11 protein-coding genes and 2 pseudogenes are annotated in these 13,241 nt (G+C 69.6%); 3 read left to right on the plus strand and 10 right to left on the minus strand.

The features are described from left to right. The 7 genes and pseudogenes from BMG07_RS25385 to BMG07_RS25415 form a co-directional block, all read right to left on the minus strand. Positions 1-1,133 (minus strand): sugar ABC transporter ATP-binding protein (locus tag BMG07_RS25385; protein WP_198086858.1); only part of this gene is annotated, 1,133 nt, incomplete at its 3' end. Positions 1,134-1,142: 9 nt separating this feature from the next. Continuing rightward, positions 1,143-2,228: a TMAO reductase system periplasmic protein TorT gene (torT, locus tag BMG07_RS25390; protein WP_198086859.1), complete on the minus strand. Its 1,086-nt coding sequence runs from the start codon at positions 2,226-2,228 to the stop codon at positions 1,143-1,145. Positions 2,229-2,301: 73 nt separating this feature from the next. Then, entirely contained in the window at positions 2,302-3,279 is a 978-nt protein-coding gene (locus tag BMG07_RS25395) for a biotin-dependent carboxyltransferase family protein (RefSeq protein ID WP_198086860.1), read from the minus strand. After that, positions 3,269-4,171 (minus strand): allophanate hydrolase subunit 1, encoded by a 903-nt coding sequence (locus tag BMG07_RS25400; protein ID WP_198086861.1) that lies wholly within the window; start codon positions 4,169-4,171, stop codon positions 3,269-3,271. The genes BMG07_RS25395 and BMG07_RS25400 overlap by 11 nt, the downstream gene beginning before the upstream one ends. Then, positions 4,168-5,565, minus strand: coding sequence for an acetyl-CoA carboxylase biotin carboxylase subunit (locus tag BMG07_RS25405; RefSeq protein ID WP_198086862.1), 1,398 nt, complete (start codon positions 5,563-5,565; stop codon positions 4,168-4,170). The genes BMG07_RS25400 and BMG07_RS25405 overlap by 4 nt, the downstream gene beginning before the upstream one ends. A gap of 11 nt (positions 5,566-5,576) precedes the next feature. Beyond that, positions 5,577-5,824: pseudogene (locus BMG07_RS25410) on the minus strand (acetyl-CoA carboxylase). Between the two features lie 35 nt (positions 5,825-5,859). Beyond that, a complete protein-coding gene (locus BMG07_RS25415; RefSeq protein WP_198086863.1) occupies positions 5,860-6,639 on the minus strand; it encodes a 5-oxoprolinase subunit PxpA in 780 nt (259 codons plus the stop codon). 246 nt (positions 6,640-6,885) lie between these two features. Between BMG07_RS25415 and BMG07_RS25420 the strand changes: the two are divergent. Continuing rightward, positions 6,886-7,800, plus strand: a pseudogene (locus BMG07_RS25420) (LysR family transcriptional regulator); the annotation flags it as partial. Positions 7,801-7,881: 81 nt separating this feature from the next. Here BMG07_RS25420 and BMG07_RS25425 read toward each other — a convergent pair. Together BMG07_RS25425 and BMG07_RS25430 are read right to left on the minus strand one after the other, a co-directional pair. Then, entirely contained in the window at positions 7,882-9,102 is a 1,221-nt protein-coding gene (locus BMG07_RS25425; protein WP_198086864.1) for an MFS transporter, read from the minus strand. A gap of 94 nt (positions 9,103-9,196) precedes the next feature. Beyond that, positions 9,197-10,123, minus strand: coding sequence for a LysR family transcriptional regulator (locus BMG07_RS25430; RefSeq protein WP_198086865.1), 927 nt, complete (start codon positions 10,121-10,123; stop codon positions 9,197-9,199). 105 nt (positions 10,124-10,228) lie between these two features. On the opposite strand from BMG07_RS25430, the gene BMG07_RS25435 reads away from it, so the two are divergent. Beyond that, positions 10,229-11,086 carry an NmrA family NAD(P)-binding protein gene (locus tag BMG07_RS25435; protein ID WP_198086866.1) on the plus strand — a complete coding sequence of 286 codons (858 nt, stop codon included), beginning with the start codon at positions 10,229-10,231 and terminating at the stop codon, positions 11,084-11,086. Here BMG07_RS25435 and gcvA read toward each other — a convergent pair. Next, positions 11,083-11,970 carry a transcriptional regulator GcvA gene (gene gcvA, locus BMG07_RS25440; RefSeq protein WP_198086867.1) on the minus strand — a complete coding sequence of 296 codons (888 nt, stop codon included), beginning with the start codon at positions 11,968-11,970 and terminating at the stop codon, positions 11,083-11,085. The two genes, BMG07_RS25435 and gcvA, sit on opposite strands and share 4 nt — an antisense overlap. 78 nt (positions 11,971-12,048) lie before the next feature. Between gcvA and BMG07_RS25445 the strand changes: the two genes are divergently transcribed. Further along, a complete protein-coding gene (locus tag BMG07_RS25445) occupies positions 12,049-13,218 on the plus strand; it encodes an MFS transporter (RefSeq protein WP_198086868.1) in 1,170 nt (389 codons plus the stop codon). Positions 13,219-13,241: the final 23 nt, after the last annotated feature.

Genomic DNA, 13,241 nt, shown 5'->3' on the forward strand with positions numbered 1-13,241 from the left:
GTCGACAGCCTGCGGCCGAGCCGCTTGCGCAGCCAGCCGCCGCGGCCGCGCAGCGGCCCGTGCACCAGCGGCAGCGTGATGTTGGCGCGCGAGCTGAAGCCGAGCACCAGCCCCTCGCCCTTGCGATCGGGCGGGAGGTAGAACAGGCCCTCGTCGAGCAGCTGCCGCACCTTGGCGCCGGTGCGCGGCTGGCCCTTGAACAGCACACGGCCTTCGCTCACCGCATCGAGCCCGTAGATGGCACGAAACAGCTCCGACTTGCCGCAGCCCACGAGGCCGGCCAGCCCGACCACTTCGCCGCGGCGCACCGAAAGGCTGGCGTTGCGCACGCCGTTGGGCGAGCACAGGCCCTCGACCTGCAGCACCACCGCGCCGGGGTCGCTCTCGATGCGCGGGTAGATCTGCGCGATGGCGCGACCGCTCATCAGCTCGATCAGCTGGTCGGCGCTGGTTCGGCCGGCTTCCACCGTCGTGATCCGGCGGCCGTCGCGCAGCACCGTGATGCGGTCGGCGATCCGGGTGATCTCCTGCATGCGGTGCGAGATGTAGACGATGCCCACGCCGCGCGCCTTGAGCCGCGCGACCAGCTCGAACAGGCGCTGCGTTTCCTTGTCGGTGAGCGAGGCGGTGGGCTCGTCCAGGATCAGCACCGAGACCTCGCCGCGCAGGCCCTTGGCGATTTCCACCATCTGCTGCTGGGCCCGCGAAAGGCCCGAGACGGGGGCGTCGCAGTCGATCTCGAAGCCCAGGTCGGCCAGCATCGCGCGGGCCCGCTCGCGCAGCGCGCCGCGGTCGAGCAGGCCGCCGCTGCACGGCTCTTCGCCCAGGCTCAGGTTCTGCGCCACCGACAGCGTGGGAATCAGCGAGAACTCCTGGAACACCGCGCTGATGCCGTGGCGCCGCGCCTCGTGCACGTTCGAGAATTTCACGGGCTCGCCGCGCATGCGGATCTCGCCGGCCGTCGGCGTGTTGGCACCGGCCAGCAGCGAGATCAGGGTCGACTTGCCGGCCCCGTTCTCGCCGAACAGCACATGCACTTCGCCGGCGCGCAGTTCGAAGTCGACGCCGTCGAGCGCCAGCACGCCGGGGTAGCGCTTGCCGAGGCCCAGGGTTTGCAGCAGCAGGGGAGCCATGGAGCGCGCTTACTTGACCTCGAACACCGGCTTGAAGCCCGGCGGCGGCAAGATGTCGTCGAGCTTCACGGTCTTGATGTTGCCGCTGTCGACCACGAAGATCTTCGGGCCCACGTGCTTCACCACCTCCTTGTTCTCGAGCAGGCGCACGGCCTGGTCGACCGCGATGCGCCCCTGGATCACCATCGAGTCGGCCGGCGAGGCCACGATGCGGCCCTTCTGGATGCCTTCGTACACGCCCGGCGTCATGTAGAAGGACAGCACCTGCACCTTCTTGTCGAGGCCGCGCGAGCGCAGGATGCCGGTGGCGGCCTCGGCCGTGACCGCCGTGCCCGCCACGTAGGCGAGATCGGGGTTGCCCTGCAGCACGTCCTCGACCAGCTTGCTTTGCGCTTCCTTGCCGGTGTCGCCGTACTTCGGGTCGAGCGCGACCACGGCGCTGCCCTTGATGGCGTCCATGAAGCCCTTGTGCGCGGCCTCGACCCAGCCCGCGCCGGCCGGGCCCGGGAACCAGCCGACCTTCACCGCCGGCGAGCCGGCCGGGTGCTTCTTCGCCAGGTACTCGCCGGTCGAATGGCCCATGGTGTAGAACGACACCAGCGACTTGGCCGACAGGTCGGGCGAGTTGATGCCGTTGACCAGGTCGATCACCGGCACCTTCTTCGCGGCCGTGGCCTTGATGACGTTGTTGAGCCCGTCGCCCGAAATGGCGCCGATGATCACCGCGTTGGCGCCGCGCGCCACGCAGTCCTCGATCTGCGAGACCTGCTTGCTCAGGTTGGTGTAGCCGCCCGCGTCGGCCACCTGCAGCTTCACGCCCTGGCGCTTTGCTTCCTCGATCACGCCGTAGTCCACGCCGAGCCAGTAGGCGTCCTTCATGTGCGGGAACGACACGCAGATGTCCCACTTCTTCGAGGCCTTGGCCTGCGGCGTGTAGTCGATGGGCTTCTTCGCGCCCTCGGCCGAGAAGGCGGGCTCGGTGGCCTCGGCCTTGTAGGGAAACCAGTCGGCGGCCGAGGCACTGCCGTGCCACAGCAGGGTGGCCGCGGCGAGCGAGGCAACGGTCAATGAAACGCGCAGGGGCGAGCTGTTCATGAAGAACTCCTTGGGTGACAGCGGAAAAAAGGGACGGGAGGGAAGCGGTGGGCGCCCAGGCCGCCGAGGCCGTTCAGGCGCTCAGCGCGGCCCGCAGGCGGTCGAGCCGTCGTCGTCGCGCGGCACGGGCTTCCAGGGCCTGCGCCATGTCGACTTCCACGAAGCGGGCCTTGTGGTTGGGCTGCATCTGGGCGATCAGGTCCATGTCGGCGCTGATCACGGTGCCCACCATGGCATAGCCGCCGCCCGAGACCGCATCGCGGTGCAGGATGATCGGCTCGCGCCCGCCCGGCACCTGGATCGAGCCGTAGGGGTAGCCCGCGTCGACGATGTTCGACGGGTCGTCGCCCGCGCCGAAGGGCGGCTTGCGCTCGAGGAATTTCAGCGGCGTGCCGTTCTTGTAGCGGTAGCCGATGCGGTCGGCCTCGGAGCCCACGCTCCAGGTGTCGGCGAAGAAGCTGCGCACCGACACTTCCTGCAGTCGGTGAAAGTAGATGCCGGGCAGCACGCGCAGCTCGACCTCTTTGGACAGCACCGGCAGCAGATCGGCCGGCACCGTGCGACCGGCTTTCGCGCCGGAAGAAGGCGCGCCGACCGGCAGCGTGTCCCCGGCCAGCAGCTTGCGGCCGTTGAAGCCGCCGAAGGCACCAAGGCCGTAGGTCGAGCGGCTGCCCAGCACCACGGGCACGTCGATGCCGCCGGCCACGGCGATGCACATGCGCGCGCCCAGCTTCATGAAGTCGAAGGCCAGCACGTCGCCGGCGTTCACCGCGAAGGATTCGTTGCGCGGTGCTTCGTTGCCGTTGAGCTTGAGCTTGGCCTCGGCGCCGGTGACGGCCACGACGGCGGGCGCGTCGAAGCGCAGCTCGGGCCCGAGCAGCGTGGTCTCGATCACCGCCGCGCCTTCGTCGTTGCCCACCAGCAGGTTGGCGAGCACCAGGCCTTGCTGGTCGAGCGCGCCCGACAGCGGAATGCCCAGGTTGTAGTAGCCGGGGCGGCCCGCGTCCTGCACGCTGGTCGCAAGGCCGGGCTTGAGCACTTCAATCGCCATGGAGCACTTTCAGCAGCTGTTGGTTGTAGCCGTCGGGGTCGGCCAGGAATTCCTTGAGCGAGAACGACACCGGCGCCATGCGCAGCGTGTAGTCGCCGGCCTCGACCTGCGCGGCCTGGCGGTCGTACTCGGCGCGGTCGATCGGTTTCCACTTGACGATGTCGCCAGGCTGGAAGAACACCATCAGTTCCATCAGGTACGACAGGCGCTGGGCCGGGTCGAAGATGGGCGCGGGCGTGACGCCGAACATCTGGTAGCCGCCGGCGCCGCGCACCGAGTAGATGCAGCTGAAGCAGCCGCCGTGGCCCAGCGTGAGCTTGGGCGTGTCGGTGCGCGGGCTCAGGTACTTGGGCACCTGGATCTGGCGCTCGCGCTCGACCATCTGGAACAGGAACGGCAGCCCGGCCACGAAGCCGACCATCGACACGAACCACGGCGCGCCCGAATGCGCGGCAATGAACGCATCGACCGAGGCGTGGCCGTTGATGCGCGCGGCGTATTCGATGTCGGTGCTGCCCGGGTCCTGATGGCGTTCGCGAAAGCGCATGAGCGTTTCGTGCGTCCACGGATCGTTGTAGAGCACGGGGATCTCGATGATGCGGGTCTGCAGCTGCAGGTCGGCATCGCCCAGGCTGCCCTCGATTTCCTTGAGCGTGGCGAGCAGTGCGTCGGGCGCGATGACATCGGGGTCGAATCGCACGAGGTACGCCGCATTGGCCGGGCAGATCTCGGTCACGCCGGGCAGGGCGCGCCGGCGCAACGCGTTGCAGATCGCCATGCCCTTGAAGAAGGCGGGCAGCGACATCTCTTCGCTGATCTCGACGAACACATGCTCGTCGCCGCCGAAGCTGTAGCGGGCCTGGGCCGGGAGCGTGGGGGTTGCAGCGGTCATGCGGCCTCCTTCAACTGCGCGGCCGGGGCATCGGCCAGCGGATGGGCCGCGAGCCAAGTCTCGAGAAAACCGGTGTGGAAGGCGGCCTTGGCGACATCGGCGTCTTCGCACAGCGCGCGGTGCAGCGGTATCGTCGTCTGGATGCCTTCGACCTGCAACTCTTCGAGCGCGCGCCGCATGCGGCTCAGCGCGCCGGCGCGGTCGGTGTCGTGCACGATCAGCTTGCCCAGCAGCGAGTCGTAGTAGGCCGGCACGGTGTAGCCGGGGAACAGCATGGTGTCGAAGCGCACGCCGGGGCCGCCCGGCACCACGAGCTGCGACACCAGGCCCGGGCTCGGCATGAAGTTCTTCGCCGCGTTCTCCGCGTTGATGCGCACTTCGATGGCCGCGCCGGTCAGGCGGATGTCTTCCTGCTTCAGGCGCAGCGGCTGGCCCAGCGCGATGCGCAGCATCTCCTTGACTAGGTCGACGCCGGTGACCATCTCGGTGATCGGGTGCTCGACCTGGATGCGCGTGTTCATCTCGATGAAGAAGAACTCGCGCGTGTCGTCGTCGTAGAGGTATTCGAGCGTGCCCGCGCCGCGGTAGGCCACGGCGTTGGCCAGCCGCAGTGCCGACTCGCAGAGCGCGGCGCGCGTGGCCTCGCCGATGGCCGCCGAGGGCGCTTCTTCCCAGACCTTCTGGCGGCGCCGCTGCAGCGAGCATTCGCGCTCGAAGCAGTGCACCGCGCGCTGGCCGTCGCCCAGGATCTGGACCTCGATGTGGCGCGCCTGGCGAATGAAGCGCTCCAGGTACACCTCGCCATTGCCGAAGGCGGCCTGTGCTTCGGCGGTGGCGGTGGCGAACTGCTGGCGCAACTCGGCTTCGCCCTGGGCCACGCGAATGCCGCGTCCGCCGCCGCCGGCCGAGGCCTTGATCATGATCGGGTAGCCGATGTCCCTGGCCACTTCGACGGCCGTGTCGGGGTCGGTCACCACGCCCGCGCTGCCCGGCACCGTGGGCACGCCGGCCTTCATGGCGGCGGCGCGCGCGGCGGCCTTGTCGCCCATCGTGCGAATGGCGTGCGGCGTGGGGCCGACGAACACCAGGCCCGCGGCCTCGACGCGCTGCGCGAATGCCGCGTTCTCCGACAGGAAGCCGTAGCCCGGATGCACCGCACCGGCGCCGCTGTCGGCCGCGGCCTGCAGGATGGCGTCGACGTTCAGGTAGCTCTTGGTGGCGTGCGCCGGACCGATGCGCACGGCCTCGTCGGCCATTTGCACGGCCAGGCTGCGCGCATCGGCGTCGCTGTAGACGGCGACCGTCTTCAGCCCCAGCTCCCTGGCGGCGCGGATGATGCGCACCGCGATTTCGCCGCGGTTGGCGATCAGCAGTTTGTCGAAGGTGGCGGCCATGGAACCCGGCCTCATGCGGTCTGGATGACGGCCAGCACCTGGCCCGGATCGACCGGCTCGGCGTTCTCGACCGCGAAGCGCACCAGCGTGCCGGCCGCGTCGGCCGTGACCTCGCTGAACTGCTTCATCACCTCGACCAGGCCGAGCACGTCGCCCACGGCCACCGTGTCGCCCTCGGACTTGAAGGCCGGCGCATCGGCGCCGCGCGGCGGTAGAAGGTGCCCGGCAGCGGGCTCAGGACTTCGTGGGAAAGAGACATCGATGCACTCCTGGAACAGAAACGGGTGAATTCGCTCAAGCCTGCGCCGGCGCGGCAATGCCGGCCACGCGAATGTCGTGCGCGGCCAGCGCGCGCCGGGTGGCCTGCACCAGCGCGAGCGCGCCGGGCGTGTCGCTGTGGATGCAGACCGAATCGAAGTCGATAGCAATATCCTTGCCTTCGACCGTGCGCACCAGGCCCTCGGTGCAGGCGCGCAGCACCTTGGCGGCCACGACGTCGGGGTCCAGGGCACTGACGCGGCGCGTGAAGACGATGGAGCCGGTCAGGTCGTAGTCGCGGTCGGCATAGAACTCGCGCACCACCGGCTGGCCCAGTTCGCGCGCCACCTCGAAGGTGATCGACGCTTCCATGCAGAACAGATGCAGCGTCGGCTCGATCTGCTGCAGCGCCGTGACCAGCGCGCGCGACAAGGCCTCGTCGCGCGCCGCGTGCATGTAGAGCGCGCCGTGCGGCTTGATGTGCTGCAGCCGCAGCCCCGCAAGCCGCGCAAACTCGCGCAGCGCACCGAGCTGGTAGACGATGTCGTTGACCAGCTCGTCGGCCGGCGCGTGGATGTGGCGGCGCCCGAACCCCACGAGGTCGCGAAAGCCCGGGTGCGCGCCGATGCCCACGCCGTGCTCCCGCGCCAGCCGCACCATCCTGCGCATGGTGTTCGGGTCGCCCGCATGGAAGCCGGTGGCAATGTTGGCCGAGCTGATCAGCGGCATCAGCTGCTCGTCGATGCCATCGCCGATGGTCCAGGGGCCGAAGCCTTCGCCCATGTCGGAGTTCAGATCGATCAGCGTCTTTTTCACGTATCGCAGCCTTGGTTGGTGGGCGTCGCCGGGAGGGGCGGTGCGCAATGGCGTGAAGATTAGTCAGCGCCCCAACGACTGAAAAGCATTGTTTTCGAGCGGCTCGATATCTGAAAAACAGATGCTGCAATGCGGCGCGTTGGGCGCTACGCTGGAGGAATGCGGGTCTGCGGTATCGGGTTTGCACCCGCGAGAGACCGCCGATCGCGCCTCCGGAAATACCCTAGGACCCAGGAAAGCCGCACCATGTCCCTGACCCTTCGCCAGCTCAAGTACTTCTCGGCCGTGGCCGAGGCCGGACGCATCTCGCATGCCGCGCTGCAACTGAACATTTCCCAGTCGGCCGTGACCACCGCCATCCGCGAGCTCGAGGAGCTGATGGGGCAGCCGCTGTTCGAGCGGCATCCGCATGGCGTGGAACTGACCAAGGCCGGGCGGCGTTTCCTGAGCCATGCCTATGCGGTACTGGCCGCGGCGGACGAGGCGATCCGCATGCCGCACGAGGGCGAGAACGTCGAAGGCTCGCTGACCATCGCCGCGAGCTACACCGTGCTGGGCTATTTCCTGCCGCACCACCTGCAGCGCTTCGAGCAGTTGCATCCACAGGTCACGGTGAAGGTGCACGAGGTGGCGCGCGAGGCCATCGAGGAAGGGCTGATCACGCAGCGCTACGACATGGGCGTGGTGCTCACCTCGAACGTGGTGTTGCGCGAGCTGTCGCTGGAGACCTTCTTCGGCTCGCAGCGCAGGCTGTGGGTGCCGGCCAAGCACCCGCTGCTCGACAAGGCCGAGGTGACGTTGGCCGACGTGGCGGCCGAGCCCTACATCATGCTCACGGTGGACGAGGCCGCGGCCACCGCGCTGAAGTACTGGAGCAAGACGCCGCACCAGCCCAAGGTGCGGCTGCGCACCAGCTCGGTGGAGGCGGTGCGCAGCACCGTGGCCAACGGGCTGGGCGTGACGGTGCTGTCGGACATGGTGTATCGCCCCTGGTCGCTGGAAGGCAAGCGCATCGAGACCATCAACCTGCGCGATGCCGTGCCCACGATGAACATCGGGCTGGGCTGGAAGCAGGGCATCGAGTTCTCGCCGGCGATGACGGCCTTTCGCGACTACTTCCGGCAGCTTTTCCTGGAGCCGGCTTCGGTGCGGCAGGGGCGAAGCGGGGGTGAGCTGCGCAGTCCCTCCGATGCGGATGCGGACGTGTCGAGGCGATCGAAGGGTGCGCAACGTGCGGGGCGCTCAAACCGCCGGAACCGGCAACCGGCGCAGCCCCGCGATGCGCGAGCCGAAGATGATGGCCGCCTGCAACGCGAACCCGGCGAGCGCCAGCAGCAGGCAGGCCGGCTCGCCCCACGCGGCGCCCACCACGCCGCCGAGCGCCGCCCCGATCGGTCGCGCGCCCATGTTGACCGTCAGGAACACGGCCGACACGCGGCCCAGCATGGCCGAGGGCGCCACGCTCTGGCGCAGCGTGGTGGACGTGATGACCCAGACCATCGGGCCGGCACCGAACAGAAAGAACGACAGCGCGGCCAGCGCGGCACTCGGAACGGCGAGCGTTGCCGCCATCACGGCCGCGGCCGCCACGGCCACCGCCGGGCCGACCTGAATGGCGCGCCCGAACGGCAGCCGCGCCACCACGCGCGAAGTCAGCAGCGCGCCGGCCACCATGCCCGCGCCGTACATGGCAAGCGTGAAGCCCACCGCCTGCGCGCCCAGGCCCAGCACGCGCACGGCGTAGGGCACGTAGCCCGCCTGCAGCACGAACCACGCGATGTTGAAGACCGCGCCGGTCATCAGCATCGGCCGCAGCAATTCGTGCTGCCAGACGAAGCGTGCGCCGTCCTTCACGTCGAGCAGCGGATGGCGCCGTGGCGCGGATGCGCGCGGCGCTTCTTCAAGCCGCAGCAGCAGGCACACCGCCGAGACCGAGAGCACCGCCGCCAGCACGAACGCGGCGGATGCGCCGGCCCATGCCACCAGCGCGCCCGCCAGCGCGGGGCCGGCGGTGAACGCAACGCTGCGTGCCAGTTCGAGCCGCCCGTTGGCTGCCGCGAGCGCTTCGCGCGGTACGAGCGCCGGCACCAGTGCGGGCGCCGCGACGCTGAAGCCCACGGTGCCGACCGCGCCCAGGAACCCGAGCACGGCCAGCCAGCCGATGCCGAGCTTCGACGTGAGCATCATCGCCAGCAGCATCAGCAGGGACACCGCGCGCAAGCCCTCGGCCCAGACCATCAGGCGCCGCCGCGACATGCGGTCGGCGAGCAGGCCCATGGGCATCGAGACCAGCAGGAAGGGCAGTGTCTGCACGGCGGCCAGAAAGCCGATTTCTCCCGGCCCGGCGCCGAGCGCGAGCACGGCGACCAGCGGCACGGCCGCAAGGCTCAGTTGTTCGGCGGACTGCGCGGCGAGGTTGGACCACGCGAGATTCAGGAAGGGGCGGGGCAGGGAGGTGGGCATGCGGAAGGGGCGACGAAGGCTTGGATGGAAAGCCTGATCGTGCGGGCGCGCAGCCTTCGTGGCTGGCCGCTTCCGGACGCGCGAACGCGTGCGGTCAGCGCTTCGGCCTGGCCTTTGCGCCGGTGCCGACGACCGTCGTCACGAAGTCGATGAACGCCCGCACCTTCGCCGCCGGCAAGTGCCGCGACGGGTACAGCGCATAGAGCGGAAAGCGCTCGTCGGGCCAGTCGGGAAACAGGTCGACCAGCTCGCCGCTGTCGAGCTGCGGCTGGATGCCAACCGCCTTGATCTGCGCCACGCCCACACCTGCGAGCGTGGTGGCCAGCAGGGTGCCGGAGTCGGTCAGCAACAGGCGCCCAGTCGTCGGCACCTTCAAGCGCTTGCGGCCGCGCTGGAACTCCCACGCGAAGGGCTGTCCGGTGAACGGGTTGCGCACCTGAATGCACGAATGGTCGGCCAGGTCCGCCGGCTTGGCGGGCTTGCCGCGCCGCTTCAGGTAGGCCGGCGTGGCCACCGTGACCACGCGCGATTCCATGAGCTTGCGCGCCACCAGCGACGACGACGGCGGCTCGCCGAAGCGCACCGCGATGTCGAAGCCCTCGGCCACGAGATCGCCGAGCTGGTCGCGTGCGATCAGCTCCAGCGTGAGTTCGGGGTACAGGTCGAGAAAGCGCGGCAGGTGCGGCGCCAGCAGCAGGCGCGAGGTGAAGGCGTCGGTGTTCACGCGCAGGCGGCCGCGCACCGCGCCTGACGAGCCCGAGGCCATGGTCACCGCGTCCTCGATGCCCAGCACCAGCGGGTTGATGTTGGCGTAGAGCAGCCGGCCTTCGTCGGTAAGGCTCAGCGAGCGCGTGGTGCGGTCGAACAGCCGCACGCCGATGCGTGCTTCAAGCCGGGCGATGGCGCGGCTCACGCCCGAAGGCGTGAGGCCGAGCGCCGTCGACGCGCTGGCAAAGCTGCCGCCTTCGACCACGGCGGCCAGCACGCTGACGTTGGAGAGAAGGCGTCCGTCGAGTGTCATTTTTAATTCGTGATTTTGTGTCATGAATGATATGTCCTGAGGTCGCTTTACTCAAAGAAGGCCCGTTCCTAACATCGCGTCCATCGCAATCGAAAGGAAGTTTTCATGTACGCAATCACCGGTATCACGGGCCAGGTCGGCGGCGCTGTCGCACGCACGCTGCTGGCCGCGAAGCAACCCGTTCGCGCCGTCGTTCGCGACGCGGCCAAGGGCAGGGCCTGGTCGGACCTGGGCTGCGAAATCGCCATCGCCAACATGGAAGACGCCGACGCGCTGGCGCGCGCCTTCGCCGGCACGGCGGGCGTCTTCGTGCTGCCGCCGTCGAACTTCGATCCGGCGCCGGGCTTTCCGGACGCGCGGGTGGTCATTGCCGCCGTGCGGCAGGCGCTCGATGCGGCACGCCCGGCGCGCGTGGTGTGCCTATCGACCGTCGGCGCACAGGCCGCGCAGTCGAACCTGCTGAGCCAGCGCACTTTGATGGAAGAGGCATTGGCCACGCTGCCGCTGCCCGTGAGCTTTCTGCGGCCGGCGTGGTTCCTCGAAAACCTGGCCTGGGACATCGCGCAGGCGCGGGAGCAGGGCGTGCTCGCCAGCTATCTGCAGCCGCTGGACCGCGCTGTGCCGATGGTGGCCACGGCCGATGTGGGCCGGGTGGCCGCGCAATTGCTGATGCAGCCCGGGCCCGCGCCGCGCATCGTCGAGCTCGAAGGCCCGGCGCGCCTGAGCCAGTACGCCATTGCGGCGGCGCTGTCGACCGCGCTCGCGCGACCGGTGCGCGCCGAGGCCGTGCCGCGCGAAAACTGGGGCGCGATCTTTCTCGCGCAGGGCATGAAAGACCCGGTGCCGCGCATCCAGATGCTCGACGGCTTCAACGAAGGCTGGATCACCTTCGAAGGCGACGACGCCTCGGTGCGCAAGGGCAGCGTGGGCGTGGCCGACGTGCTGCGCACGCTGATCGGCTAGGCGCCCTGGCGCTGCATGTTCTCGAACCATTCGGCCACGCAGGCCGCTTCCGGCGCGGCGTCGGGCGCCAGGCCGTAGTAGTAGCGGTCGAGCGTCATGCGCAGCGCGGGCAACGGCGACTGCAGCCGGCCCGAGGCCAGGTCGTGCGCAATCAGCGAGGCAGGGGCCAGCGCAATGCCGAGCCCGTCGACCGCGGCCTGCAGCACGAAGTGCAGGTGGTCGAACTGCAGCCGGCCGGCCGGCTTGCCGCGCGGCGCGCCGACCTGCTTCTTCCAGGCGTCCCAGTCGTCCTTGCGCGTCTTGGCGGACAGCAGCACATGCGATGCGAGCGCGCACAGGTCGGCCAGCGGATGCGCCTCGAACAGCGCGGGCGCGCCGACCACCATCACCTCGTCTTCGAGAAAGGGCCGCACGTCGATGGAAGGCAGCCAGCCGCCCAGGCCGCGCCGCACCGCGATGTCGAAACTGTCGATGGCCTGCTCGGGCATGACGGTGCTGGTGACGACCTGCGGCTCGATGTCCGGGTAGCGCTCGACGAAAGAAGGCAGGCGCGGTATGAGCCAGCGCACCGCGAACGAAGGGCGCACGTTGATCCGCACCGCGCGCGCCGGGCTCTGTGCCTGCAATGCACGCGCCGCCGCGCCGATCTGCGCGAGCGCGGGCTCGACCTCGGCGAAGAACTGCTGGCCCTCGGTGGTGAGCGCCACCTGGCGGATGCGCCGCTCGAACAGCGCGACGCCCAGGAATTCTTCGAGGCTCTTGATCTGCCGGCTCACCGCGCTGTGCGTGACGTGCAGCTCCTGCGCCGCGCGCGTGAAACTCAGGTGGCGGGCTGCCGCGGCAAACGCGCGCACGGCATTGAGGGGCGGTTCTCGAAGCAGCATGCGTGCAATTTTCTCACGCATGGCGGGCGTTAATGTCGTTTGTCCGACGCACGTGCGGCGGTGCACCATCGGCGCTCGATGCTCAGCTCTTCACCCGCTCCCACCCCCACATCCACCGACCTGAATTCCCGCTATGCGGCGATGGCGCTCGGCCTTTCGCTGCCGGCCGATGTCGTGCTCTACCTGCTGCTGCCGATGTACGCCAGCCAGTTCGGCGTGTCGCTGGCCGAAGCCGGCATGCTGCTGGCGGCCAACCGGCTGGTGCGCATCGCGGGCTATGGCTTTGTCGCGCGCTTCTACGCGCGCAACGGCGACCGGCTGACCTGCACGATCGCCGTCGTGGCGGCGGCGGTGTGCGGGCTGGGCTACGCCACGCTCTCGGGCTTCTGGGCGCTGCTGCCGCTGCGGCTGACCTGGGGCCTGTGCTTCGCGGCACTGAACCTGTCGACGCAGGCGCTGGCCACGGCCGACCCGGTGGGCGCGGCGCGGCGCAACGGCCGCTCGCGCGCCTTCATCGCCATGGGGCCGGTGCTGGCGCTGCCGCTGGGCGCGTTGCTCGCGCACTGGACCGGGCCGCGCGCCATCTTCGGCATCCTCGCGGTGTTCTCGCTGCTCGCGTGCTTCGTCACGCGGCGGCTGCCCGCCGCGCCGCACCCGGTCGGCAAGGCCACGCGGCGCTTCCAGCGGCCCAACAGCCTGGACGCCTGGTCGTTCATGGAAGGACTGGCGCTCGACGGGCTGTTCATCGTCGGTCTCTCGTACCTCGGCAAGGACCTGATGCCGGGCGGCGCGGTGATCGTGGCCGGCGTGCTGCTGGCGCTGCGCTACCTTGCGGAGATTCTGCTGAGCCCGGTGGGCGGGCACATGGCGGAGCGCTTCGGGGCGGAGCGGCTGCTCGTGAGCCTGTCGCTCGTCACCGCCATCGCGCTCGTGGGCTTCGGGCTCGGCTGGCTGTGGAGCTGCGCCGCGCTCATCGTGGTGCTGCGCGCCCTGCAATTGCCCCTGGTGTCGCCCATCGTGGCGCGGCGCACGCCGGGGCCGGGGCGCGTGCAGGCACTGGCCGCGCGCTCGGTGTGGCGCGACATCGGCGCGGGCACCGGGCCGTTGATCGCGGGGCTGCTGCTGCCGGTCGCGTCGCCGCCGTGGATCTACGGCGTGGCCGCGGCGCTGCTGGCACTGGCGGCGTTGGCCTGCGGCTGGAACGCGTCCTCCGCAACCCCGGCCGACGCCACGCGCACCGCAGGCTGAATAATCGAGCGCCTTTCGCTTTC

Origin of the sequence: Variovorax sp. E3 (assembly GCF_016082275.1) — a bacterium.
Classification (GTDB): domain Bacteria; phylum Pseudomonadota; class Gammaproteobacteria; order Burkholderiales; family Burkholderiaceae_C; genus Variovorax.

Coding starts and splice junctions, on each gene's coding strand:
- BMG07_RS25445 (WP_198086868.1), top strand. CDS start 12,049: ATGCTCAGCTCTTCACCCGCTCCCACCCCCACATCCACCGACCTGAAT.
- BMG07_RS25395 (WP_198086860.1), bottom strand. CDS start 3,279: ATGGCGATTGAAGTGCTCAAGCCCGGCCTTGCGACCAGCGTGCAGGAC.
- BMG07_RS25435 (WP_198086866.1), top strand. CDS start 10,229: ATGTACGCAATCACCGGTATCACGGGCCAGGTCGGCGGCGCTGTCGCA.
- BMG07_RS25430 (WP_198086865.1), bottom strand. CDS start 10,123: ATGACACTCGACGGACGCCTTCTCTCCAACGTCAGCGTGCTGGCCGCC.
- BMG07_RS25425 (WP_198086864.1), bottom strand. CDS start 9,102: ATGCCCACCTCCCTGCCCCGCCCCTTCCTGAATCTCGCGTGGTCCAAC.
- torT (WP_198086859.1), bottom strand. CDS start 2,228: ATGAACAGCTCGCCCCTGCGCGTTTCATTGACCGTTGCCTCGCTCGCC.
- BMG07_RS25405 (WP_198086862.1), bottom strand. CDS start 5,565: ATGGCCGCCACCTTCGACAAACTGCTGATCGCCAACCGCGGCGAAATC.
- gcvA (WP_198086867.1), bottom strand. CDS start 11,970: ATGCTGCTTCGAGAACCGCCCCTCAATGCCGTGCGCGCGTTTGCCGCG.
- BMG07_RS25400 (WP_198086861.1), bottom strand. CDS start 4,171: ATGACCGCTGCAACCCCCACGCTCCCGGCCCAGGCCCGCTACAGCTTC.